The 25,430-nt window shown below is 73.1% G+C and carries 10 protein-coding genes; 4 read left to right on the forward strand and 6 right to left on the reverse strand.

Features of this window, described 5'->3' with window-relative positions; all coding sequences use genetic code 11:
* Positions 1 to 195 precede the first annotated feature (195 nt).
* Together ACH4TL_RS11320 and ACH4TL_RS11325 are read right to left on the reverse strand one after the other, a co-directional pair.
* Entirely contained in the window at positions 196 to 2,991 is a 2,796-nt protein-coding gene (locus tag ACH4TL_RS11320; RefSeq protein WP_398331093.1) for an AAA family ATPase, read from the reverse strand.
* A 392-nt stretch (positions 2,992 to 3,383) separates the two neighbouring features.
* Positions 3,384 to 4,244 (reverse strand): calcium-binding protein, encoded by an 861-nt coding sequence (locus ACH4TL_RS11325; RefSeq protein ID WP_398331090.1) that lies wholly within the window; start codon positions 4,242 to 4,244, stop codon positions 3,384 to 3,386.
* Positions 4,245 to 4,493: 249 nt separating this feature from the next.
* On the opposite strand from ACH4TL_RS11325, the gene ACH4TL_RS11330 reads away from it, so the two are divergent.
* A complete protein-coding gene (locus ACH4TL_RS11330) occupies positions 4,494 to 6,899 on the forward strand; it encodes an ATP-binding cassette domain-containing protein (protein WP_398331087.1) in 2,406 nt (801 codons plus the stop codon).
* A gap of 17 nt (positions 6,900 to 6,916) precedes the next feature.
* Here ACH4TL_RS11330 and ACH4TL_RS11335 read toward each other — a convergent pair whose 3' ends face one another.
* Complete coding sequence (locus ACH4TL_RS11335; RefSeq protein ID WP_398331084.1) at positions 6,917 to 8,344, reverse strand: sugar porter family MFS transporter; 1,428 nt, start codon at positions 8,342 to 8,344, stop codon at positions 6,917 to 6,919.
* Between the two features lie 246 nt (positions 8,345 to 8,590).
* On the opposite strand from ACH4TL_RS11335, the gene ACH4TL_RS11340 reads away from it, so the two are divergent.
* Positions 8,591 to 9,583 carry a LacI family DNA-binding transcriptional regulator gene (locus ACH4TL_RS11340; RefSeq protein ID WP_398331081.1) on the forward strand — a complete coding sequence of 331 codons (993 nt, stop codon included), beginning with the start codon at positions 8,591 to 8,593 and terminating at the stop codon, positions 9,581 to 9,583.
* A 5-nt stretch (positions 9,584 to 9,588) separates the two neighbouring features.
* On the opposite strand, the gene ACH4TL_RS11345 is transcribed toward ACH4TL_RS11340, so the two are convergent.
* On the reverse strand, positions 9,589 to 10,281 hold the full coding sequence (locus tag ACH4TL_RS11345) for a haloacid dehalogenase type II (RefSeq protein ID WP_398331078.1): 693 nt from the start codon (positions 10,279 to 10,281) through the stop codon (positions 9,589 to 9,591).
* 232 nt (positions 10,282 to 10,513) lie between these two features.
* Between ACH4TL_RS11345 and ACH4TL_RS11350 the strand changes: the two genes are divergently transcribed.
* A complete protein-coding gene (locus ACH4TL_RS11350) occupies positions 10,514 to 11,383 on the forward strand; it encodes an MBL fold metallo-hydrolase (protein WP_398331075.1) in 870 nt (289 codons plus the stop codon).
* A gap of 5 nt (positions 11,384 to 11,388) precedes the next feature.
* Here the strand turns inward: ACH4TL_RS11350 and ACH4TL_RS11355 are convergent, their stop codons facing one another.
* A complete protein-coding gene (locus ACH4TL_RS11355; RefSeq protein WP_398331073.1) occupies positions 11,389 to 12,174 on the reverse strand; it encodes an SAM-dependent methyltransferase in 786 nt (261 codons plus the stop codon).
* A 58-nt stretch (positions 12,175 to 12,232) separates the two neighbouring features.
* Here ACH4TL_RS11355 and ACH4TL_RS11360 point away from each other — a divergent pair, with 58 nt between their 5' ends.
* A complete protein-coding gene (locus tag ACH4TL_RS11360; protein ID WP_398331071.1) occupies positions 12,233 to 13,168 on the forward strand; it encodes a D-alanyl-D-alanine carboxypeptidase family protein in 936 nt (311 codons plus the stop codon).
* A gap of 69 nt (positions 13,169 to 13,237) precedes the next feature.
* Here the strand turns inward: ACH4TL_RS11360 and ACH4TL_RS11365 are convergent, their stop codons facing one another.
* Positions 13,238 to 25,378 (reverse strand): amino acid adenylation domain-containing protein, encoded by a 12,141-nt coding sequence (locus tag ACH4TL_RS11365; protein ID WP_398331068.1) that lies wholly within the window; start codon positions 25,376 to 25,378, stop codon positions 13,238 to 13,240.
* Positions 25,379 to 25,430 lie beyond the last annotated feature (52 nt).

Here is a 25,430-nt window from a genome sequence, read left to right on the forward strand (position 1 = left end):
AAAACGCCGGGCTGGCGTTCGTCCTCTGAGGGACGATCGTCGGCTCAGCCACCCGCCCCTAGCTACCCGTAAGGCCCCCTAGGAGGCGGTGTCCCGGGCGGCGACGCCACCGCCGAGCGCGCACGCGTCCGCCCGCCCCGTCGGCTGACGGGGCGGGCGGAGGACGGCCCCTCACGGGGGCGGAGGGGTATGGGGTCAGGCGGACTCGTAGCTGACGGCGTGGGCCCCCTGGAGCAGCTGCTCGCGGTTTCTGATGCCCATCTTGCGGTAGACGCGGGTGAGATGCTGCTCCACGGTGCTGACCGTGATGAACAGCCGGTCGGCGATCTCCCGGTTGGCGTACCCCTGGGCGGCCAGCATGGCGACGCGCCGCTCGGATTCGCTCAGCCCGCCGAAGCTGTCCCGGTCCGCACGGTCACCGTCGCGGGACCCCGCGCTGTCCCGGGTGCCGATGCTCCGCGGCGCGGACGTCGGAAGCAGCTCCTGGCACAGGGGTTCCGCCTGGCAGCTCTTGGCGAGCCGCCACGCCCGCCGCGCGGTCGGCCGGGCCCGCTTGTCCCCCAACTGCTGGTACGCGCGGCTCAGATCGGCCAGCACCGCGGCCGCCTCGTACCGTGCGCCACTGGCCTCCAGCAGCCGGAACGCGTCCCGCAGCACGGGCGGTTGCTGGGCGGTCGGCTGGACCAGGGCCAGCCCGTGGAGAGCCATGCCGCGCGACCGGGTGAGCCCGGTGTCCGGCCGTGCGAGCTGCTTCTCGACGAGCCTGGCCGCCCGCTCGCGGTCGCCCAGCCGCAGCCACGCCTCCGCCTCGCCCAGCCGCCAGGGCGCCACGGCGGGCGTGTCCACGTTCCAGCGGCGCATCAGGCTGCCGCACCCCTGGAAGTCCGACAGCGCCAGATAGGTGTTGCCGGTGGCGAGATGGTGGCGGCCGCGCGCGTACAGATAGTGCAGCCCCGCGCGGGTCAGGAACAGCTCGGGCGGCGGCTCCTGCGCCAGATACCCGGCAGCGGCCTGGTGGTTGCCCATCGCGGTGTGCGCCTCGATCAGTATGGCGAGCGCCAGCGCACTGCTGACGTTCCACCGCGGTCCCGACAGCCGGGCGTACGCCGCCTCCGCCTGGCGCACCGCGTCGGCCAGCCGCCCGCGGCGCAGCGAGATGAGGGCGCCGACGCAGGCGATCTGCGCCCGCCAGGCCGGGGCGTCGAGGCGCCCCTCGTCGGCCGCCAGATGGTCGTGCCACCTGGCCGCGGCGTCGAGCCGGTCCGCGTAAGCCAGGGCGAGCAACGCCTTCGGCAAGCTGCTGAGCTGCGACGTCGCCGCGTTCTGACGGCTCTGGAAGACCTGCTCGGCCAGGGCGACGGCGTACTCGTCGGCGCCCCGCTCCAGCACCAGGGCCAGGGCGTGCCGGGCGCGCAGCTCGGAGTGGGACATGGCAGGGGCGGCGGTGTCCGGCAGCGGACGGCTCAGCCGGTCGAGCACCCCGGGGACCTCCGAGGCCATGAGCATCCGCGTGCCGTGCAGCGCCGTCGCCATCTCCTCACCACCGCCGTGGAGATGGCCGTCGTTGAGATGCTCGACGGTCATCAGCGCCTCCTCGAAGCCGAGGTGGAACAGCATGCCCTCGGCGGCCCACAGCGCATCGTGGCCCGTCAGCTTCCCCTCGACGATGGGGCCCTTGAGCGCGAGGAAGTGCGGGGCCGAGTCGGCGGGCCGCAACTGCCACTGACCGCACGCGTACTGCGACTTCACCGACAGCCGCTGCGCCTCGTCCACGCAGCATTCGCGGGCCAGCTCCAGACACCGGATGCCCCGCTGCACATCACCGTCGTTCAGCGCCTGGCAGGCGGCCTCCCGCAATACGTCCAGCACCCAGTCCTCGTACAGCGGACCGGCGCCGAGCAGATGCGCGGCCACCGCCTGCGGCGGTGCCCCGCTGTCGTACAGCAGACGGGCGGCGCGGCACCGCAGCTCCGTCGCCTCCTCGTGCGGCATCTCGCCGAGCACCGCCTGCCGTACGCCCGCGTGGCGCAGCCGCGCACCGTGCAGCACGCCGATGCCCGCGAGCAACCTCAGGTGGCGTTTGAGCAGTTCGGTGTCGATACCGCTCAACCGGCTCAGCAGCAGCGGCGTGGCCGCCTCGTCCAGCAGCGCCACACACCGCGCGAGCAGGACCGCGCGCGGGCCGATCCGGTGCAGGTACGCCAGGACCGCCTGATGGAAGACGGGCCCGAGCGATACCCCTCCCTCGGGGAGCGGCGTGGCCCCTTCGCCGTCCGCCGCGGCTGGTCCCGCCGCGGATTCGGGCGCGGCGCGCAGCCGGTGCTCCTCGATGAGTGCCTGGGCGAGCAGCGGATTGCCGCCGCTCAGGGTGTGGATCTCGGCGATGAACCGGTCCGGGAGCAGGGACGGCGCCAGCTCCCTGACGCCCGCCCGCGAGAGCGGCCCGAGATGGAAGCGGCGCACGCTCGCGCGGTACAGCAGGTCGTGCAGGATGCGCGGCGGCTGGTCCTCGACGGTGACCCCGCGCGTGAACACCAGCGCCACCGGGAGCCGGCTGAGGCGCTGCGCCACGTAGCGCAGACAGGAGAGGCTGGCCGTGTCGGTGTGCTGGATGTCGTCCACCGTGATCAGCAGCGGACGGCGGGCCGCCACCGCGGCGATGATCTGGTACGTGTGCTGTGCGGCGGCCCGGGCGTCGTCCCCCGCCACCGGGGGCACGGAACGCGCGTCGATCGCGTGGAAGAGCTGGGCCAGCGCGCTGTACGGGATCTCGCGCTCATGGGGCGAACTCACCACGCCGAGCACCGTGCTGCCGGCCGCGGTTGCCCGCTCCGCCAGCGCGTTGAGCACCGTGGTCTTGCCCATCGCCGTCGAACCGCTGACCGCCGCGATGGCCCCCCTGCCCCGCGCTGCCTGCATCAGAAGATCATCGAGCTGTTCCAGTAATTTTCTTCGTTCCACCAACACTGCTGAGCTTCCCCCTGTCGGCATCTTTGATCGCGCGGCCGGTCCCGATTTCGGGCGCGCCCGGAAACGGAACGGACTCGTCAATGCTGGAAGTTCGCGACCTTCATAAGGCCACATCCGGGCGGTAGGATATTCGGCGCGACGCCGCTGGACACCCTTTCGAGGTGTTCCTAGGGAAATCTTAGTCACGGAACCCCGCGGATTCCGGGAAGGGGCCGGTCACGTCTTTCCGGAGCGATGAATTCCTTGTGTCCGCCGTGCCCGGATCATGAATATGCCAAAGCCGTAGAGAAACAGGGTATTTTGTTGTAGACACCTGTCACGCAACGGGACCAGAGGGCGTGGTCCCGGGTGCGCCCCGGACACGGCGAAGGCCGCGGCGGTGACCGCCGCGGCCTCGGGTGACGGCTCGGCCGTCAGTCCTGGTAGACCTTGTTGGTGCCGGGGCCGCCGGAGAGCGTGTCCGCTCCCTTGCCCCCGTACAGCGTGTCGTTGCCGCTGTTGCCGTACATGGTGTCGTTGCCGTCTTCGCCGTACAGCGTGTCGTTGCCCTTGCCGCCGTACACGTAGTCGTTGTCGGCTCCGGCACGCAGGATGTCGTTGCCGTCGTCGCCGTACAGGTTGTCGGCTTCGCCGGTACCGGTGAGGGTGTCGTCGCCGGTGTCGCCCCGGCACTCGTACGAGCAGGCGCCGACGATGGTGTCGTCACCCGCGCCGCCGCGGACGCCCATGCCGTCGCCGCCGTCGATGCGGTCGTCGCCGTCCTCGCCCAGGAACTCGTTCTGGCCGGTGCCCTTGAGGACGTCGTCGCCCGCGCCACCGCGGATCGCCGCGATCGTGCCCGCTCCGCCGTCGACCGACGCGGTGTCGTCGCCGTCGCCGAGGAACAGCTCGAAGGTGGTCGAGTCGTCGGAGCCCAGAGGCTCGGGGATGACGCACTGCACGGCGGTGTGATCGGCCGCGGAGGGGTAGGTGCAGCTGTCCCACTGCGCCGCCGTCGCGTCGATGGACATGCCGGACTGGTCGCGGAAGGTGATGAGGAAGTCGCCGCCGAACTGCGAGGGGTCGACGTCGATGACCTTGGTGGTGACCGTGACCTTGTTGGTCTGGCCCTCGGCGGCCAGGTAACTGAGCACACCGTCGTCGTGGGTCAGGGTGGCCTGGGCCGCCGCGGCCCGCGTGTCCGCCGTGTCCGCGTGGGCGGCGGGCGCCCAGAGCACGGCGGCCCCTAAGGCGGTGGCGAGGGCGGTGGCGGCGAGGATTCGGTGCTGAGCCATGCTGGAGATGCCCCTTCGGGGAACGGGTGGATGATCATCCGCTCAGACAGGGCGCGGAGGGGCGGGGTTGTGCCGGAAATCCCTCGTCAGCGGGCTGGGGCGAACATGTCACCGCGGGGCTTCCCGGCGTTCTTCTGAACGGCGCCGGACGGCAATCCGCGAAGCGGGGAGCCGGACCGGTCAGAGATGGAGAAGCGCGGTCGCCGGGGGCGAGACATACTGCTCGAAGCTGCCACAGATGGAGACACGATGACCGAGACCAACGGGGCGGACACGCGGCCGCCCGCGCCGCACGTTGCCGACAGCCACGACCTGATCCGTGTGCACGGCGCCCGCGAGAACAACCTCAAGGACGTCAGCATCGAGATCCCGAAGCGGCGGCTGACGGTGTTCACCGGTGTCTCCGGCTCGGGCAAGAGCTCGCTGGTGTTCGACACCATCGCCGCCGAGTCCCAGCGGATGATCAACGAGACGTACTCCACCTTCGTCCAGGGCTTCATGCCGACACTCGCCCGGCCCGAGGTGGACGTCCTCGACGGGCTGACGACCGCGATCATCGTCGACCAGCAGCGGATGGGCGCCGACCCCCGCTCCACGGTCGGCACCGCCACCGATGCCAACGCGATGCTGCGCATCCTCTTCAGCCGGCTCGGGCAGCCGCACATCGGCCCGCCCAGCGCGTTCGCCTTCAACGTCCCCTCGGTCCGGGCGAGCGGCGCGATCACGGTCGAGCGCGGCAACAACAAGGCCGTGAAGACGACCTTCACCCGCACCGGCGGCATGTGCCCGCGCTGCGAGGGCCGGGGCTCGGTCTCCGACATCGACCTCACCCAGCTCTACGACGACTCCAAGTCGATCTCCGAGGGCGCGTTCACCATCCCCGGCTGGAAGTCGGACAACGTGTGGACCGTGGGGCTCTACGCCCAGTCCGGCTTCCTCGACCCGGACAAGCCGATCCGCGACTTCACCAAGAAGGAGATGCGGGACTTCCTCTACGGCGAGCCGACCAAGGTGAAGGTCAACGGCGTCAACCTCACCTACGAGGGGCTGATCCCCAAGATCCAGAAGTCGATCCTCGCCAAGGACCGGGAGGCGATGCAGCCGCACATCAGGGCGTTCGTGGACCGCGCGGTCACCTTCACCGCCTGCCCCGACTGCGACGGCACCCGGCTGAGCGAGGGGGCCCGGTCCTCACGCATCGGCGGAATCAACATCGCCGACGCCTGCGCGATGCAGATCAGCGACCTGGCCGCGTGGGTCAGCGGGCTGGCCGAGCCGTCGGTGGCGCCGCTGCTCGCCGCGCTGCTGCACACCCTCGAATCGTTCGCGGAGATCGGCCTCGGCTACCTCTCGCTCGACCGCCCGGCGGGCACCCTGTCCGGCGGCGAGGCGCAGCGCGTCAAGATGATCCGCCACCTCGGCTCCTCGCTCACCGATGTCACCTATGTCTTCGACGAGCCCACCATCGGGCTGCACCCCCATGACATCCAGCGGATGAACAACCTGCTGCTGCGGCTGCGGGACAAGGGCAACACGGTGCTGGTCGTGGAGCACAAGCCGGAGACGATCGCGATCGCCGACCATGTCGTGGACCTCGGCCCCGGCGCCGGTACGGCGGGCGGCAGCGTCTGCTTCGAGGGCACCGTCGAGGGGCTGCGGACCGGCGGCACCATCACCGGCCGCCACTTCGACGACCGGGCCGCCCTGAAGGAGACGGTGCGGAAGTCCACCGGCACCCTGCCGATCCGTGGTGCGACGGCGCACAACCTGCGCGATGTCGATGTCGACATTCCGCTCGGAGTGCTGGTCGCCGTCACCGGCGTGGCGGGCTCCGGCAAGAGTTCGCTCCTGCACGGCTCGCTGCTGGGCAGTCCGGAGGCCGCCGAGGCGGGCGTGGTGGCGATCGACCAGACCGCGATCCGCGGCTCCCGGCGGAGCAACCCGGCCACGTACACCGGGCTGCTGGAACCGATCCGCAAGGCGTTCGCCAAGGCGAACGGGGTGAAGCCGGGGCTGTTCAGCGCCAACTCCGAGGGCGCCTGCCCGCACTGCAACGGCGCCGGTGTCGTCTTCACCGACCTGGGGATGATGGCCGGTGTCTCCACCACCTGCGAGGAGTGCGAGGGCAAGCGGTTCCAGGCGTCGGTGCTGGAACACCGCCTCGGCGGCCGCGACATCAGCGAGGTGCTGGCGATGCCGGTGGCCGAGGCCGAGGAGTTCTTCGGCGCGGGCGAGGCCCGCACCCCGGCCGCCCACCGCGTCCTCGGCCGCCTCGCCGACGTCGGGCTCGGCTACCTCAGCCTGGGCCAGCCGCTCACCACGCTGTCCGGCGGTGAGCGGCAGCGGCTCAAGCTGGCCACGCACATGGGCGAGAAGGGCGGCGTCTACGTCCTCGACGAGCCGACCACCGGACTGCACCTCGCCGATGTCGAGCATCTGCTCGGCCTCCTCGACCGGCTCGTCGACTCCGGTAAGTCGGTCATCGTCATCGAGCACCACCAGGCGGTGATGGCCCACGCCGACTGGATCATCGACCTCGGCCCCGGCGCGGGCCACGACGGTGGCCGGATCGTCTTCGAGGGCACCCCCGTGGACCTCGTTTCCGCCCGCTCCACGCTCACCGCCGAACACCTGGCGGCCTACGTCGGCGCCTGACCGCCGGACCCGCGACCTCAGGAGAACCGGGTGCGCAGCTCAGCCCCGAGGGCTTCGAGCGTGCGCCCCCGGGTCTCGGGGACATAGGCCTTCACGAAGGCGAGGGAGAGGACGCCAGCGGCCACGAAGAGGAAGAAGGTGTTGGAGATCCCCAGCGCGGACACCAGCGACGGGAAGACCAGGCCGATCGCGAAGTTGGTCAGCCACAGCACCACGGCCGCGATGCCCATCCCGAACCCGCGCATCCGCGTCGGGAAGATCTCGGAGAGCATCAGCCAGGTGACCGGCGAGATCGCGCCCTGCTGGAAGGCCAGGAACGTCACCGTCATGGCCAGCACGGCGAAGGCGCGGGCCGTGCCCTCGGGCAGGATGAGCGAGAAGACACCGATGAGCAGCAGGGCGGTGGTCGTGCCGAGCTGGCCGGTCATCAGCATGGGACGGCGGTTCACCCGGCCGAGCAGCCAGATGCCGACGAAGGTGGCGAGGACCGAGATCACACCGTTGGCGATGTTCGCCGTGAGCGCGCTGTCCGAGGTGAAACCGGCGTCGGTGAGGATCTGCGTCCCGTAGTACATGATCGTGTTGACGCCGGTGATCTGCTGCACGATCGCGATGCCGAACCCCACGAACATCAGCTTGCGCATCCACGGGGTGGACTTCATGTCCTGCCAGCCGCCCAGCTTCTCCTGCTCGTCCTTGACGGCGAGCCCGGACACCTCGCTCAGCTCGGCCTCGGCCCGCGACCGCGACCTGACCTGCTTGAGCACCTCGAAGGCCTCGTTGAAACGGCCCATGGAGGCCAGCCAGCGCGGGCTCTCCGGCATCACCAGCATGCCGAACCAGAGCACCACGGCCGGGACGGTCGCGATGACCAGCATCCAGCGCCAGACACCGCCTGACTCAGCCCCCACCCGTGCGATGACCGCGTTGAAGGTGAAGGCGAGCAGCTGACCGCTGACGACCATGAGTTCATTGCGGGTGACCAGCGCGCCACGCCGCTCGGCGGGGGACACCTCCGCGAGATAGACCGGTACGGTCACCGAAGCGCCGCCCACCGCGAGGCCGAGCGCGAAGCGCGCCACGATCATGACCTCGGTGTTCGGCGCGAGCGTACAGCCGAGCGTGGCGAGGAAGAACACCACGGCGAGCAGCAGGATGTTCCGCCGCCGCCCCCGCGCGTCCGACAGCCGCCCGCCGGTGACCGCGCCCAGCGCCGCGCCCAGCAGCAGCGAGCTGGTGACCATGCCCTCGGTGACGGGGGTCAGGCCCAGGTCGTCGGTCATATAGGGCAGGGCGCCGTTGATGACACCGGTGTCATAGCCGAAGAGGAGCCCGCCGAAGGTGGCGATGATCGTGACGACCCTCAGCCGCCGGTTCACCGCCGATGGGGCGTCGTCGGTGGGCGGGGCGGGGGCGGGGCGTGCTGCGTCGTCCCTGACGTCCATGGTCAGTCCTTTGCCGAGTGGCGTGAGGGGTTGCGGAATCTGCCGCGCTCTACTAGCGCGCTCTAGTAGGAGTACGATGTCCCTTGTCCAAATGTCATGTCAATAGACGGTTGCCGGTTGCCGTAAGTTTTCGTGTGCGCCGACCGGGGCGAGCGGGAACGAGCGGGAACAACCGCAGACGATGGGGCAGGCGGGGCGCGGAAAGTGGGTTCACCGGTGGATGGAACAGGCAGGCAGCGCCCCACGATGGCGGATGTCGCCGCGAGGGCGCGGGTGTCCCGGGCCCTGGTGTCGATCGTCTTCCGCAATCAGCCGGGGGCGAGCCAGAAGACCCGCGACCGGGTGCTGCGCGTCGCCGACGAGCTGGGCTACCGCCCCGACAACGCCGCCCGGCTCCTCGCCCGTGGCCGCAGCCGCACCCTCGGGGTGATGCTCACCGTCCACAACGCCTTCCACGCCGACCTCGTCACCGGCGTCTACCCCGAGGCCGAGCGGCGCGGCTACGACGTGCTGCTCGCCGCCACCGCTCCGGGCCGCGGCGAGTCCCCCGCGGTCGAGTCCCTGATCAGCCACCGCTGCGAGGCGGTGATCCTGCTCGGCCCGGACGCGCCGACCGCCGACCTGGACGCGCTGGGGCACCGTACGGTCACCGTCTCGGTCGGCCGCCGCGTACCGGGCGCCCGCGTCGACAGTGTCCGCTCCTCCGACGCCAAGGGCGTCCGCCAGGCCATGGACCACCTGGTGGCACTCGGCCACCGCCACATCGTGCACATCGACGGCGGCCGGGGGCCGGGCTCGGCCGAGCGCCGCCGTGCCTACCGCGCCGCGATGCGCCGCCATGGGCTCGAATCCGGGGCGCGGGTGATCCCCGGAGCCCATACGGAGGAGTCGGGCTTCGCGGCGGGACGCCTGCTCGTGGCCGAGCGCGACCGCGGACACCCCCTGCCGACCGCGGTGCTCGCGGGCAACGACCGTTGTGCCATGGGCCTGTTGATGACCCTGACGCGGGCGGGCACCGATGTCCCCGGCGAGGTGTCGGTGGTGGGCTACGACGACAGCCATCTGTCGCATGTGATGCCGGTGGGGCTGACGACGGTCCGTCAGGACGCGGTGCGCATGGCCGAGCACGCGGTGCGGTTCGCCGTGCGGCGGCTGGACGACGATGCGGCGGAGCCGGAGGAAGCGGTGCTGGAGCCGAAGCTGGTGGTACGGGACACCAGCGCGCCGCCCCGGCCGTAAGACCCCTATCGCGCGGTCAGCGCGGTGACCAGCTCGTCCAGATCGCCGAACCGTCCGTCGAAGACATCGGAACCGGTCGGCGGATCGCCGACCGGCCGCCGGACGTAGGCGGTGCGCATGCCCGTCGCTTGGGCGCCGCGGAGGTCCCAGGCGTGGGCGGCCACCATGAGCACCCGCTCCGGTGGACATCCGGCGGCGTCGAGGGCGAGCCGATAGACCTCCGGCGCCGGCTTGTACGCCTGGGCCGCCTCGGCCGACAGCGCCTGGTGCCAGCGCAGCCCGGCGTATGCGTTGAGCCGCGGCAGGGCGGTGCGGCCGGCGTTGGAGAGCCCGAGGACGGGGAAGTGCCGCGCGAGTTCGTCCAGCCCGGCGACGGAGTCGCCCCAGGGAGGCAGGCGCTGCCCCGCCGTGGCCAGCCGGGCGATGGCCGCCGGGTCCGTGAGCCCGGCGCGGTCGGCCACGTGCCCGGCGGCCTCCGCGTCGATGGTCTCGGTGGTGGCGTACGCGCGGTGCCCTTGCGCGATGCGTCGCTGCTCGCGCTCGACGTGCTGCTGCCACACGGTGAGCAGCGCGTCGACGGACGCGTCGTCCGCCGTGGACAGCGCCTCGCGCAGGGCCGCCCGGAGCCCTCCGGGCTCGTCGACCAGCGTCCCGAGGACGTCGAAGACGACGACCTCGATGCCGTGGACCTCGGCCATGCGTCCTCCCGCGGTGCGTGCGCGTACCGGTGTCACCGGTTCAACAAGTGACGACCCTGTCATCGGATTCGTCACCGGTCAAGGCGGTGACGCTGGCCGGAGTCGTCAGGAGGCCGAAACACAAGAACTGGAGGGGCTGTTGGTTTCGTCGCCGGGTGGGATACCTCTGAAGGGCGGGCGGCCCCGCTCCGGGCCGTGCCTCCCTTGCCCTGCCTCCGGAAGGAGTCCTGCCATGGACGGCTGGTACGTGGACGACCGGTGCACGAACTGCGATGTGGCCCGCCAGCTCGCGCCCGGGCTGATCGGAGAGGTCGAAGGGAAGTCGCGGATCCTGCGGCAGCCTATGGACGCGGCGGAGAGCCGGAGCCTCCACGCCGCCGCGTTCGCCTGCCCCACCCGCTCGATCCGCCCGGCGTCGGGGCGGCTGGACCGGACGTCGGACCCCTTCCCGATGGCCCTGGACGACCGCGTCATGATCTGCGGGCACAACTCCCCGCACACCGCAGGGGCCAACTCCTATCTGCTCCTCCGGCCGTCCGGCACGGCCATGATGGTCGACACACCGCGCTGGAGCCCCGAACTCGCCGCGCGCTACGCGGAGTCGGGCCCGGTCACCGATGTGCTGCTCACCCATCGCGATCACGCCGCCCACGGCCGCCGCTACGCGGACCACTTCGGCGCCCGGCTGTGGATGCACGAGGGCGACCTCGACGCGGCGCCGGACGCGGACCAGGTGATCCGGGGGCTCGAACCCGTGGAGATCGGGGAAGGAGTCACCGCCCATCCGCTGCCCGGCCACACCGAGGGCAGTGTGCTCTACCTCGCGGACGGCCGGTACTGCTTCAGCGGCGACAGCGTCTACTGGTCCCGTACGACGGGTGATCTGGCCGTGGCGGAAAGCGTGACCTGGTACTCCATCGAGGAACTGGCCCGCTCGCTCGCCAGGGTGGCCGGGCGGCTGCGCTACGAGTGGATCCTGCCCGGCCACGGCGACCGCCACCGGCTGCCCGCCGACGAGATGTCCCGGCGGCTGATGGCCCTGGCGGAACGCGCCCGGTTGCTACGCCCCCGGCCGGTCGACTTCACCGCCGTGCGCTGGTGAGCGGGTCAGGAGAGCCCTCGCGGCTCGATCCTGGCGACCCCGCCGTAGGTCCACACCCGATCCGGGTCGTAGCCGAGACCGTCCTCCGGCCGTGGCGCGGGGCCGAGTTCGGGACGCCGCTCCGGGAGCCGTACCACCCCGGGCTCCACCGGGCGGGTTCCGTCGAAAAGCCGGAGGACGTCGGCGTAGGCGCGCAGCACCATGGGCGCGGCGACGTTGCGCTCGGCGCAGACGGCGGCCCCGGCGGACGTGGTGTGGGAGTAGTCGCCGGTGGCGTGTGACATCGCCAGATAGCTGCCGTCCGGGAGGGCGTCGCAGTACGTGCGGATGAGACCGGCCGGGTCGGCCTCGTCGGGGACGAAGTGCATGATGGCGGAAAGGATCAGCGCGATGGGCCGGTCCCAGTCGAAGACGCCCGCCGAGCGTGCCTCGCTCAGGACGGCGGCGGGCTGGTGCAGATCCCCGTGCCGGTAGGCCACGCGGCCCGCCGGACCCGACGTCAGCAGGGCGCCGGCGTGCGCCAGGACGATGGGATCGTTGTCCATGTACAGCACCCGGCAGGCCGGATCCACCCGCTGCGCCACCTCATGCAGATTCGGTGAGGTGGGCACCCCCGTGCCCAGGTCGAGGAACTGCCGCACCCCCGCCGTCTCCGCCAGGTACCGCACCGCCCGGTGCATCCACGCCCGGTTCCCCCGCGTCGAGTCGGCAGGGGGGCGCTCGGACCCCTGGGCCGGGGCTGGTTGATTCCCTAGATCTTCGCGCGACCGGTACCCCCGAAGCAGGTTCATCCTGCACACGGTGAGACGATGCGCCAGCCGAATCGATGTTCTACGAAACGGAGGGCGAATGCATAAACGTCGTGGTACCGTGACCCGCCGCTGGAAGGTGGCGGCGGTCGCGTCCACGGTGGCCGTGGCGATCGCGGTCCCGGTGGCGGTGGCTCAGGCAGCGCCGGAACCACCGGAGGTGAGCGCCAAGGGCGCGTACCTGCTCGACAGCGGTTCCGACGAGGAGCTGATGGCCAAGGCCGCCGACACCCGGCGTCCGATGGCGAGCACGACGAAGATCATGGCCGCGCTCGTGGTACTCGAGACCAAGAACGTGGATCTCGACAAGCAGATCACGGTCAAGCAGGACTACCGGGACTATGTGACCAAGTCGGAAGCCAGCACGGCGGACCTGCAGACCGGTGACAAGCTGACCGTCAACCAGCTGCTCTACGGGATGATGCTCCCGTCGGGCTGTGACGCGGCGATGGCGCTGGCCGACACGTTCGGCAGCGGTGACACCGTGGCCGAGCGCACCGACTCGTTCGTCTCCAAGATGAACGACAAGGCGAAGGACCTGGGGCTCACCAACACCCACTACGCCTCCTTCGACGGTGTTTCGGCGAGCAGCGAAAACTACTCGACGCCCCGTGACATGGCCGAGCTGACGCAGCGGGCGATGGAGAACTCCACGTTCAAGACTGTCGTCAAGTCGGTGTCCACCAAGCAGGAGGCACCGGCGGCCAACGGCCGTACCCGGTACTACTCCTGGGACAACACCAACCGTCTCCTGGGCTCCTACAAGGGCGCCATCGGAGTCAAGACAGGGACCACCACCCCTGCTGGTCCCTGCCTGGTGTTCGCCGCCGAGCGCGACGGCCGCACGGTCGTCGGAGTCATCCTCAACGATGCGGCGGACCGTTACCCGGACGCGCAGAAGATGCTCGACTTCGCATACGACGCCGACACCCAGGTGAAGTGGCGGAAGCTGCCCGAGGACGCTCAGCGGGACTGACCGTTGACCCCCTTGGGGAGGAGCGCGGTGCCCCGGCCGGATGGTTTCTCCGGCCGGGGCACCGGTGTGTCAGCTCTTGTCACCGACCCTGTGGCCGAGCAGGTGAAGTGGCGCCGCCCCTACCCCGGCCGCCTCGACCGCTTCCCAGTACGCGCGTGCGTGGGCGGCGTCGACCAGCCCGTGGACCAGAGGCAGGCCGGGCACGGCGGTGTGCAGCAGGGATTCGAGCCGACAGGACGCGACCGTGCCCGGCAGCCACGACTGTTCCGCATAGCCGGAGGCGGCGGCCGGTGACAGGTCGTCCGCGATGTGCCGCTCGGTGTCGCCGACCGCGAGCAGCCCGCCCCCGACCGTCAGCACATCGCCTCGCCGCCGCATCCGGTCCAGGGCGCGCGCGGTGTCGAAACAGTGCGGGAACGAGTCGTCGACCACGACGGTTCCGGCGCGCAACCGGTCGACGTCGAGAATGTCCGTACCGCCGCTGACGGCCGTGACGATCAGATCGGCCTCGTACACCGCCTCGGGCAGCGCCGGGGCGGACTCGGCCACTTCGACCGCCCCGGCCGGCCCGCTGCCGCGCAGCTCCGCGGCGAGCGCGCGCAGGCGGGGCGCGCTGCCCGCGACGTCGCACAGCACCAGGCGGGCGGGTGGGCGCGGGGCGGCGCCGAGGAGCAGGGCGAGGGACGAGGTGCCGATCGAGCCGAGCCCGACCATGGCGACGGTCGAGTCGCCGAGGTCGCGTCCTGCCGCCGTGAGTGCGGCGTGCACGGTCTTGACCACGGACACCGCGGTGGCCGCGTGGCCCGTGGTAACCGTTGTCGCCCCGCCGGTGGCGCGCGCCACCTCGAATCCGTAGCCGGTGTACGCGGGGATCATCCCGGCCAGGGAGACACAGCGCGCGCCCAGGGAGGCGGCGTGGGCGACGGCGCGCACGGTGTGGCGGGTGAGCCCGTGTCCCGGGGCGAGTTCGTCGGCGAACAGCGGCAACGACACGAACGCCGAGCGGCCCAGCGGTGTGCCGATCTCCTCCAGCAGGCGGGGGCCGCCGTCCGGGAAGAGCAGGTCCCGCAGGTGTTCGCGGGGCAGATCCGCGGCCGGTACCCCGGCGAGCGCCGCCAGGTGTCCGGGCGCCGGGAGATAGCCGACGAGCGCGGCGTCCGTACGGGTGTCCGTACGGGATGAACGCACGGTACGGCGTGGGCGTGGGCGCGGTGCCACGGCCCCGGTGAGCTCGTCCCGCAGGGCGTGGGCGAACGCGTCCGCGGCCCTCGGGTCGAGGGCGGCGGCCGAGGCCCGCACGGTGACGCGCAGGCTCTCCCCGACCGGCCGGACGGCCAGGAACACGTCGGTTCCCACCGGGGGAGTGGCGAGTTCCGTGGCGTGGTGGTCCCAGTCGAGGGTCAGGGACCCGCCGGCGGGCCGGTCGAGGGCGGAGAAGTCGAGGTAGCTGAAGAGGAACTGGGTGGTCCTCGGCATGCCGTGGCCGGAGGACGGCTCGCCACCGGTGCCGTACGTCCGCGCGGCGGCGGCCTCCTCGGCGATCCGGCGCAGATCGTCGTGGAAGCTCGCCTCCGTCGTGGCTTCCGGCGCGGCCGGGCGCAGCGGTACGGCGGCGGCGAGTGGGCCGAACAACCGGCTGATGTCGGGCAGCGCGTGGTCGCGCCCGGTGACGGCGAGGCCGAGGACGAGGTCCCGTCGGCCGGTGAGTTCTGCCAGGGCCCGGTAGTAGGCGGTCAGGACGGGGGCGTACGGCGTGGCGCGGACCGTGGACGCGAGGTGGCGCAGCCCGGCCGTCACCTCGGCGTCGAGGGTGAACCCTGCCTCGGCCGTGTCGCCGGCCCCGGTGGCTGTGCGCCGCAGCTCGGGCCGCTCGTACGGGGCGACGTGGCGTGCCCGCCACGCGGTGGCCGCTGGGCCGGGGTCGGGGGCCGACTGGTGGAGTAGGGCGGCGTAGTCGCGGAACGTGCCGCGCAGCGGCGGCAGTTCGGGCTGTTCGCCACGGGCGAGCCGGTCGTAGACGTCCAGCAGTTCCCGGCCGAACAGGGCCGCGCTGTAGCCGTCGCCGATGAGGTGGTGGGCATGGACGAGAAGCGTGTGTTCGTCGGGGGCGAGGGTCAGCACCCGCAGCCGCAGCAGGGGCCAGGCCCATGGTTCGAACCGGCGACGGCGCTCGTCGGCGATCCGTTCGTCGAGCCGCGCCGGGGACGCCAGCGTCTCGAAGTCCACCGGGAGCCGCAACGAGGGCGGCAGTTCCTGCTGCACCGGCGGGCGGGCGCCCGCGGGGAAGACGGTGCGCAGCATGGGGTGGCGGACGACGAGCGCGTCGACCGCGCGCTGGAACACCTCGGCCCGCAGCGGGCCGCGCAGCCGCAACCGGGCCAGCCACGCCGAGCCGGACCCGGGCGCGATGGCCTCGGCGACCAGGAACCCGCGCTGGGTGGGGGTGAGGGGGTACGGCGTGACGTCCGTCCCGGCGGGGGTGGCGGGGGCCTGGGCCACGGCGGCGGCCGCGTCGACGGCGGTGGCCAGCGCGGTGAGCGTGCTGTGTTCGTAGATGACGGTCGGCCGGGGCAGGGCGGTGTTCGGCTGTGCCCCGTCGGGTGTCTTCTCCAGCCGGGCGAACACCTCCAGGACGAGGATGGAGTCGCCCCCGAGCGCGAAGAAGTCGTCCCCGCGGCTGACCTGTGCCACGCCCAGCACCTCGGACCAGATGCGGGCCAGGGCGTGTTCGGTCGGGGTGGCGGGCGGGGTCCTGCGGGTTGTGTCCGTGCCGGTGTCCGTGTCCGTGTCCGCGTCCGAGTCGAGTTGGCGGCGGTCCACCTTGCCGGTGCCGGTGAGGGGCAGCGTATCGACGTACCGGAAGCGGGCCGGGAGCATGTAGTCCGGCAGGGTGTCGCGCAGATGGGCCCGCAGCTGTGCCGGTTCGGGCCGCGGCGCGCCCGGCGCGGGCTCCACGAAGGCGATCAGACGGCCGTGGTGGTGCAGTACGGCGGCCCGTGCGACGCCGGGGTGGGTGTGCAGCACCGCCTCGATCTCGCCCGGTTCGACCCGATGGCCACGGATCTTCACCTGGTCATCGAGGCGGCCCAGGAACTCCAGTACACCGTCGGGCCGCCTGCTGACCCGGTCGCCGCTGCGGTACCAGCGCCTGCCGTCGCGTTCGATGAACGCCGCCGCCGTCCGCTCGGGATCGCCGAGGTAGCCCGGCGTCAGCCCCACGCCGCCGATGAGCAGTTCACCGGGTTCGCCGGGGGCGCAGGGGCACTCGTCCTCGGCCACCACCGCCACCTCGGTGCCGGAGACGGGGCGGCCGATCGGCAGTCGGCGCACCTCGTCGCCGGGACGGGCGTCGATGAGGTGGCAGGTGGCGTTGATGGTGGCCTCGGTGGGCCCGTACAGGTTCGCGATGCGGTGGCCGGGCCCGAACAGGTCGTACCAGCGGCGGACATGCGCGGCGGGCAGCGCTTCCCCGCCGACGTGGATCCAGCGCAGCGCCGACAGGTCGGGCCGGGGCGCACCGCGCCGCACCCGGGTCTCGGCGGCCGTCAGCAGCCGTTCCCATAGCGTCGGCACGGAACTCCACACCGTGATCCGGTCCCGTACGACCCGGTCCAGCAGCGCGTCGGGGTCGCGGACGAGATTCCGCGGCAGCGTGTGCACGGTGGCCCCGACCAGCAGCGGTGCCAGCAGCTGGCGTACGGACGCGTCGAAGCACACCGAGGCGGTCTGGGCGAGCCGGTCACCCTCCCGGTAGCCGAACGTGTCCACGGCCCAGTCCAGGTAGTTCATCATCGCCCGGTGGGTGATGGGGACGGCCTTGGGGCGGCCGGTGGAGCCGGAGGTGAAGAGGGTGTAGGCGATCGCGTCGGGATCGGTCGGCGCGGGGTCCGCCACGGGGGTGGGGGAGGGGGCCGGATCGTCGGTGGCGATCGCGGTGACGTCGTCGAACGCGTCGGCCATGGCACGGGTGGCGGCGTGGCACACCACGGTCCGGGCCGTCGTCCGGTGGAGCTGGTCGGCCAGCCGCGCGGCGGGGTGGGCAGGGTCCAGCGGCACCCATCCGGCTCCGGCACGCAGGATGCCGACCACCCCGACGACGGTGTCGGCGCCCGGCTCGGTGAGCAGGCCGACCAGGCCGCCCGGGGCGACGCCGCCGGCGCGCAGCCGGGCGGCGAGCGCGGCGGACGCGTGGTCGAGTGCCGCGTAGGTCAGGGTGGTCCGCGCCTCGCCGGTGTCCACCGCGACCCGGTCGGCGGCCGCCCGGAACCGCGCGCACAGCCGCTCGACGATGCCGCCGCGACGGGGTGCGGGCGTGGTGTCCTCGGTGAGCTTCGTGAGTTCGGCGAGGTGGTCACGGGCCAGGCGCTCCACGGTGGCCGGGGTGAACAGCCGGGCCGGGACGTTCCAGGAGAAGTGCAGGGCCCCGTCGCTCTCCCAGCACAGCAGCCCCAGGCGCGTGGCGGCGGACGCGGTGCGCGCCGCGGCGGGGCGTACCGTGACCGGGCAGTCGGGGGCCGTGGTCACGGGGAAGCGGGCGAAGCTGAACCCCGCCGGGGACACCGTGCGTGGCCGCGACCCGGCGGCGGGCAGCAGCCGGGCGATGTCGAGACCGGTGAGCGTTGCGTGCCGTTCGGCGTCGAGCCAGGTCTCGCGCAGCCGCTGCGCCAGGGCCGGTACCGGTTCGTCCGGGTCGACGGTGGCCAGGAGCGGCAGGGTGTCGGCGAGCGGCCCGACCAGCCGGTCCAGCCCGGCGACCCGCAGCTCGCGACGGGCGCGGGCGACGTTGACCGCGATGTCGGACCGCCCGCTCCACCGCGCCAGGCAGCGGGCGTACGTGGCCAGCAGCAGGTGGAACAGCGAGACGCCGTGGGTGGCGGCGCAGGCGTGCAGCGCGGCGGTGAGGCCGGGGTCGGTGGCCACCTGGTGTGCGGTGAGTGGCGCGGCGGGCGGTGTGTCGGGGTCGCCGTCCCACGGCAGGTCGAGGGGGCGTGTTCGGTCGGCGAGCCGGTCACGCCAGTAGCTGCGGTCCTCGGCGGCCTGCGGGGACGACCGCTCTGTCTCGACGGCGGTGGCGTAGTCGGCGAAATCGCCCTGCTGTGGCGGCAGTTCGGGGGAGCGGTCGTGGGCGAGCGCCGTGTACACCGACCACAGCTCCTCGCCGAGGACATTGACGCTGAACCCGTCCGCGGCCGCGTGGTGCAGGACCAGCAGCAGATGCGCCAGGTCCGCGCGCTCCCGCACCAGCACGGCCCGTACCGGTGCCTCGGTGGCCAGGTCGAAGGGGCGGTTGCACAACGCCTCTTCGAGATCGGCCAGCGGGACGTCGTCGGTGTCGGCGTCGCGTACCTCGTACCAGGGTGGTGTGGGACACGGGTCGGACGGCGCCACGCGCTGCGTGGGCGCCGTATCACCGGGGTCGATCCTGATGCGCAGCATGGGGTGGCGTTCGGCGAGGAGCGCGAGCGCCCGGCCGAGCCGTGCGGTGTCCACGGTGCCGCTGATGGTCTGGCGTACGTACGCGTACGCGGCGACGTCGGGGTGCAGCCTGCCGCCCGTGTGGAAGGCCAGCTGTACGGGGGTGAGGGGCAGCGGGTCACCGGCGGCGAAGGCCGTGCCGTTGTCGGCGGAGTGTGGCGGGTGCGCGGGCGCGGGGTCGGTGGGCAGGTGGGCGGCCAGCTCGCGGATCGTCCGGTACTCGAAGAACAGGGTGGGCGGCAGCGCCCGGCCCAACTCCGCCTCCAGCCGCCGGACGAGGTCCACGGCGGAGAGCGAGTCCAGCCCCATGGTGAGGAACGGTTCGTCGTCGGGGACGTCGGCGGGCGCGCGATCCAGGGCCTCGGCGAGGAGACGGCGCAGGGTGTCGGTGATACGGGAGGTGTCGGCCTCCACCGGGGTTGCCGCGATCGGCGGCGAGGCGTTTGCGGGGGCTCCCGACGCGGCAGGGGCCGGGGCAGCCTGGGTAAACGCACCAGTGGCCGACGCGTCGCCCACCGACGTGGTGGCCTCCGCATACGGCAGCCCCGGCCCCGCCGCCAGCTCGGCCACCACCAGTTGGGCGGTGTCCATGCCGCACGCCGTGTGCAGCGCCGCCAGCCCCGTTTCCGTGGCCAGCGGGGCGGGGGACTGGGACATCGCCCCGGCGGCCATCCCGGTCTCGGCGAACGCGGCGAAGTTCAGCGACTGCCACGGTCGCCCGGCGACCCGTTCGGCGGTGGCGAACGCGTCGAGGAACGCGTTGGCCGCGGCGTAGTCACCGAGCGCGCCCGCCAGTCCGGGCAGCACGGAGGCCACCGAAGAGAACGCCACGCACACCGCCGGGCGGTGGCCGTGCCGGCGCAGGGCCCGGGACAGCAGGTGGCTGCCCCGCACCTTGGCGGCCATGACCTCGGCCATCTCCTCCGGCGACTTGGTCCGCAGCGTGCCGGGACGCACCACTCCCGCCGCGTGGAACACCCCGTTCAGCGAGGGCAGTTCGGCCAACAGGGCCTCGACGTCCGCTTCGGCCGACACATCCGCCACGCGATACGTCACGGTCGTGCCGAGCGCGCCGAGTTCGGCCAGCAGACCATCCGCGGGACGGGGCGAACGGCCCACCAGCACCAGGGTCGGTCGGCCACGTCCGGCCAGGTCACGGGCGAGCGCGGCGCCGAGCCCGCCCGCACCGCCGGTGATCAGGTAGGTGCCGTCGGGCGGCAGCGGCGTCGTGGGCGGCGGACCGGCCGCCGCCGGGGCGAGCGTACGGACCAGACGGCGGCCCGCCCGCCACGCCACCACCGCCGGGTCGCCGTCCTCCGGCCCGTACCGCCCGAGCACCTCCTGCTCCAGCGCGTCGAGCCGGGCGTCCAGCGAGTCGTACGAGGACAGGTCGACGCTGTGCGCGGTGAGACCCGGGAACTCCTCCGGGAGCGCCAGCGTCAGCCCGGTCAGCAGCGCCTGGGCGGGGCGGAGGCGTTCGCCGTCCGCGCCGGTGGCGTGCACATCCTCGGTGACCGCCACCAGCCGGGAGCCGTCCCCGCCCAGCGGGGCGAACAGGTCCCGCACCGTGGCCAGCACGGTGTGCGTCGCGGCGTCGAGATCCGCCACCGTCGTACCGTCGGCCGCCGGCCCGGCGAGCAGCACGGTGAGCGGCGCGGGCGGCTCGGCGGGGGAGGTGTCCCCGTCCCCTCCTACCCTCCGTACGGTGATACCGCGCCGCTCCAGCCGCCGGGCCAGGGCGCGGGCCAGCTCCGAGTCGGGCCCGGCCAGCCGGATCGCGTGCGGGGCCTCCGCCGCGCGGCCTTCCGCCGCCGGGGGCGTGTCAGACCAGGTGAGCTGGTGCAGAAGTGACGCCGTTACGGGCTCCGGCTCCGGCCAGTATCGACGGCGCTGGAACGGATACGTCGGCACCGGGACGCGGGGCGGCCCCGCGCCCAGCGCCGCGTGATCGAGGTCCACGCCGCGTGTCCACAGCCGCCCCAGGGCCGTCAGCAGCGCCTCGCCGGTGTCCGCACCCGCGCCCGGGGCCGTCAGCGCGAACACTTCCGGCGATCCGGCCGCGACCGAGCGGACCGGCCCCGGCAGGGTGGTGCCGGGCCCCAGCTCGACGAACGTGTCGTACCCGTCGTCCAGCAGCCGCTCCACGGCGGAGCCGAAACGCACGGGGCGCAGGGCGTGTTCGCGCCAGTGCGCCGGGTCCAGGGGCGGCTGCCACTGGGCAGTCAGCGTGCTCAGCAGTGGCACCGACGGCGGACGGGGGTCCAGGGCGGTGGCCGCGGCGGCGAGCGGATGGGCCACCGGGAGCATCGCGGGGGAGTGGAAGCCGTGGGAGACCGGGAGGGTGCGGGCCGAAATACCTTCCGCGGTGAGCCGCGCCACGGCTCGTTCCACCGCCTCCGGGGTTCCGGAAATCACCGTCTGGTCAGGGGAGTTGACCGCTGCCACGCAGACCGCACCCGCCGATTCGGCCAGCACCTCGGAGAGGGCGTCCTCTCCGCAGCGTACGGCGGCCATGGCGCCCGGGGCGGCCATGTCGCCCATCAGACGGCCCCGTTCGGCGGCGAACCGCACCGCCTCGGCGAGGGTGAGCGCCCCGGACACGCAGGCGGCGGTGATCTCGCCGACGCTGTGCCCGGCCACCGCGTCAGGGCTCACGCCCCACGCCCGCAACTGCAGGGCGAGCGCCACGCCGTACCCGACGAGCAGCGGCTGCGCCACCTCCGTACGGGCCAGCTCGGCGGGCGTGGCATCGAGGTCCAGACACCACTGGGCCAGGGTGCGCCCGTACACCGGGCCGATGAGCGCGGACGCCTCGTCCAGCGCGTGGCGGAACGCGGGCGCCGAGCGGTACAGGGCGCGGCCCGCCCCCGGCCGTACGGTGCCCTGGCCGGGCAGCAGGAACACCAGCCGGGGCCGGGCGCGGACCACGGTGGGGTTGGTCTGGGCGGCGAGGCGTTCGGCCAGGTCGCCGCCCCGGGACACCACCGCCAGGCGGTGGCGGCCGTGATCGCGGGCGGTGTTGACGGTGGCGCACACGTCGCCCTCGTCGAGGTCCGGACGGGCACGCAGATGGGCCGCGAGGTCGCGGGCGGCGGCCTTCAGGGCTTCGGCGCTGCCCGCCGAGAGGGTCAGCAGGTGCGGGCCGTCGTTCTCACTCGGGGTGGTGGCCGGGCGCGGAGGTGCCTCCTCCAGGATCGCGTGGGCGTTGGTGCCACCGAATCCGAAGGCGTTGATGCCCGCCACCAGCTGGCCGGGGGCCGCCCATGCGCGATGCTCGCCGACCACCGCGAAACCCTCCGCGTCGCGGTCCGCCACGGGCGGATCGTGGTGCAGGGAGGCGGGCAGCTCGCGGTGGCCCAGGGCCAGGATCACCTTGACCAGGCTCGGCATTGCGGCGGCGTTCAGCAGATGGCCGACGTTGGTCTTCACCGAGCCCAGCAGGCGCGGCCGTCCGTCGGCGGTCGGCCCGAACGCCTGGCGCAGGGAGCGCAGTTCGACCGGGTCGCCGAGGGCGGTGCCGGTGCCGTGCGCCTCGACGTAGGACACGCTGTCCGGGTCGACCCCCGCGTCCCGGTACGCCTGGACGATGATCTCCCGCTGGGTCAGCGCGTTGGGAGCCAGGAGGCTGAGCGAGCGCCCGTCGTTGTTCACGGCGGTGCCGCGCAGCAAGGCGAGGACGGGGTCGTCCGCGCGGTGCGCGTCGTCCAGCCGCGCCAGCACGATCGCCGCGCCGCCCTCCCCGGGGACGAAACCGTCGGCCGCGGCGCTGAAGGCGCGGCAGCGCCCGGTCGGCGACAACACCCCCGCCTGCTCCAACAGCCGGTGGCCGGTCGGGGCCAGCGCGAGGTTGACCCCGCCGACGACGGCGAGATCGCACTCACCGGACTCGAGGCTGCGGCGCGCCAGATGCAGCGCGACCAGCGCCGAGGAGCAGGCCGTGTCGACGGCGAGGGCCGGACCGGTCAGGTCCAGGCTCTGCGCCACGCGGGCCGCGACGAGGTTGGGCAGGTTGCCCGTCAACGCGGCGGGCGGCAGCCCGCCCTCCGGGCCGAAGGCCCGCGCCAGCACGTCGCGGTAGCCGCTCTCCCCGGGCGCCGCGAACACCCCGACGCGGCGGCCCACCCGCCGGGGTCCCGCGTAACCGGCACGCTCCAGGGCCTCATGGGCCAGTTCCAGAAAGATCCGGGCCTGTGGGTCGGTCGCGGTGGCCTCCTGCTCGTCGAGGCCGAAGTACGCGGCGTCGAAACCGGCCGGATCGCCCAGGAAGGCGCCCCACCCGGCGGTGGCCCCGGGGCGGGTGCTCCACCGGGCGGCCGGTACGGGCCCCACGGCATCGTGGCCCGCCACGAGCTGGTCCCAGAAGGCGTCCGGGGTGTCGGCCCCGGGGAACCGGCAGGCCATCGAGACGACCGCGATGGCCCCCGGGCCGCCGGTGGCGGGGAGGGGGCGTCCGGACTCCGGCGCCATCAGGTGATCGGTGATCGCGGCCACGGGGTCCCGGTCGCGCAGCACGCTCGGCGGTACGGAGACACCGAAGGTGTCCTCCAACTCGGCCAGCACCTCCATGGCCTTCAGCGACGAACCGCCGAGGGCGAGGAACCGGTCATGCGGCCCGATCGTCCCCACGGGCCGCCCCAACACCCGAGCCCAAACCCCCGCGACCACCTCCGCCACGTCCCGCCGACCCCCGACCACTCCCGCGCCCGAGCCACGTCCGTGAGATGTGGCGGCGGCCGGGCCACCCCCGCCCGGGGCGGTGGCGCCAGGGCTGCCTCCCGCCGGGGTCTGTTCTGCCGGTACGGGGGTGTTGGGGTCATGCTCCGCAGGGCGGCCTTGCACCGGAGTGCTCTCGGCCGGGATGGCTGCGGTCGGGGCACTCTCGGAGGAGGCGGCAGCTGATTGGTCGCTCGCAGAGTTCATGGACGGGCCTCCGTCCACCGGGGCGGCGGTCGTCGCACCAGGCTCCGCCGGGCCGCCCTCCGCAGGGCGTCCAACCGCCGGGGCCGTCGGGACCGACGCGTCCAGGCAGCCGTCCGCCGGGCTGCCCCCGATCGTGCCCTCCGCCGCAGGGGGATCAGCCGGGGCCCAGCGGGACTCGATACGGGCGTACGCCCCCGCCTCGTAGCGCTCGCGCATCGTGCGGCGGCGCAGCTTGCCGCTCGTCGTCCGGGGGAACGCGCCCGGCGGCAGGGGCAGTACGCGTACGTCGTCGTGGTCCAGGGCCTGCCGCAGGCGGGCCGTCGCCTCAGCGAGTACGGTCGTCGCTTCCCTCGGGGGCCGGGGCCAGCGTACGAAGGCCACCACCCGCTCCGTGCCGTTCGCCGGGTCCGTGGAGCCGATCACCGCGGCCAGGGGGTGGGGCAGGCCGGGGGTGGCGGTTGCCACTCCTTCCAGGTCCGGGGCGTGGAAGGTGCGGCCGTTGACGAAGACCACGTCCTTGTCGCGGCCGGTCACGCACAACCGGCCCTCGGCCAGGAAGCCCAGGTCGCCGGTGTGCAGCCAGCCGTCGACGAACGTGGCGGCCGTCGCCTCGGGCGCCTCGCGGTAGCCGCGGGCCACCTGGGGGCCGCGTACCAGGATGTGGCCGACGTGCCGGTCGCCCAGGGGGTGGCCCGCGTCGTCGGCGATGCGCACCTCGCATCCCGGCACCGGCAGGCCGACGTCCATCAGCTCCACCGCGTCCGGGCCCGGTACGGCGTCGACCGCGCGGCCCCGGCTGAGGGCCGCGCGGTCCAGCACCCGCGGTGCCGCCACCTCACCCAGCGGCGGGAAGGTGACGGCCAAGGTGGCCTCGGCCAGGCCGTAGACGGGTTGCGGGGCGCGGGTGTCGAGCCCGGAGGTGCGGGCCTTCGCGGCGAACCGCCGCCACACCGTCACGGCGATCGGTTCGGCGCCTACCAGCATCAACCGCACCGCGCTCAGGTCGAGCCGGCCGAACGTCTCGTCGGGAATCCGCCGTGTGGCCAGCGCGAGTGCGAAGTTGGCGGCGGACAGGACCGTGGCGCGGTGGCGGGCCGCCATCTCCAGCCACAGCGCGGGGCGTTTGGCGAACGACAGCGGCTCCAGCCGCACCTGCTTCGCGCGCGCCGCGAGCGGGGCCAGATGGGTGCCGATGAGCCCCATGTCGTGGAAGTACGGCATCCAGCTCGCGACCACATCGTCGGACGTGAGGGCCGCGGCGGTGCGGATCTGCCCCAGGTTGGCCAGTACGCCGCGATGGGTCAGCTCCACGCCCTTGGGCGCCCCGGTGCTGCCCGACGAGAACTGGAGGAAGGCCACGTCCTCGGGGGCGGCCACCGGCAGGTGGCCGGGCGGGCGGCCCTGTCGCAGCGTCTCCAGCCTCAACACACCTATCATAGCGGGGAGTTCGGCCAGCACCGCTGCCGTGGTCCCGTCCATGGCCACCGGCGGGCGGCCGAGCAGCTCCCACACGGGCAGCACCCGCCGCGCGTCGGGAGCCAGCGGCACCGGGACCAGCCCCGCCGCCAGTGCGCCCCAGAACATCGCCTGGAAGTCGTCGCCGCGATCCGCCAGCAGGGGGACGCAACTGCCGGGGGCCACCCCGGCCGCGAGGTAGCCCCCGGCGACGCGCAGCGCCTCGTCCCGCAGTTGCGCGTACGTGACGGTGCGCTCGCCACCGTCTCCCCGCACCTGCGTCAGCACCTGGTCGGGAGCCACCTCGGCGGCGGCCAGCAAGACCTCCAGGAGCGTGGTCTCGCCATTCGGTCCGGACATCAAGGCTCTCCTCGTTCGCATCGCTTCCACCCTGAGGGAGGGACGAACGGGA

This window comes from Streptomyces sp. NPDC021115 (assembly GCF_044333065.1).
GTDB lineage: Bacteria > Actinomycetota > Actinomycetes > Streptomycetales > Streptomycetaceae > Streptomyces.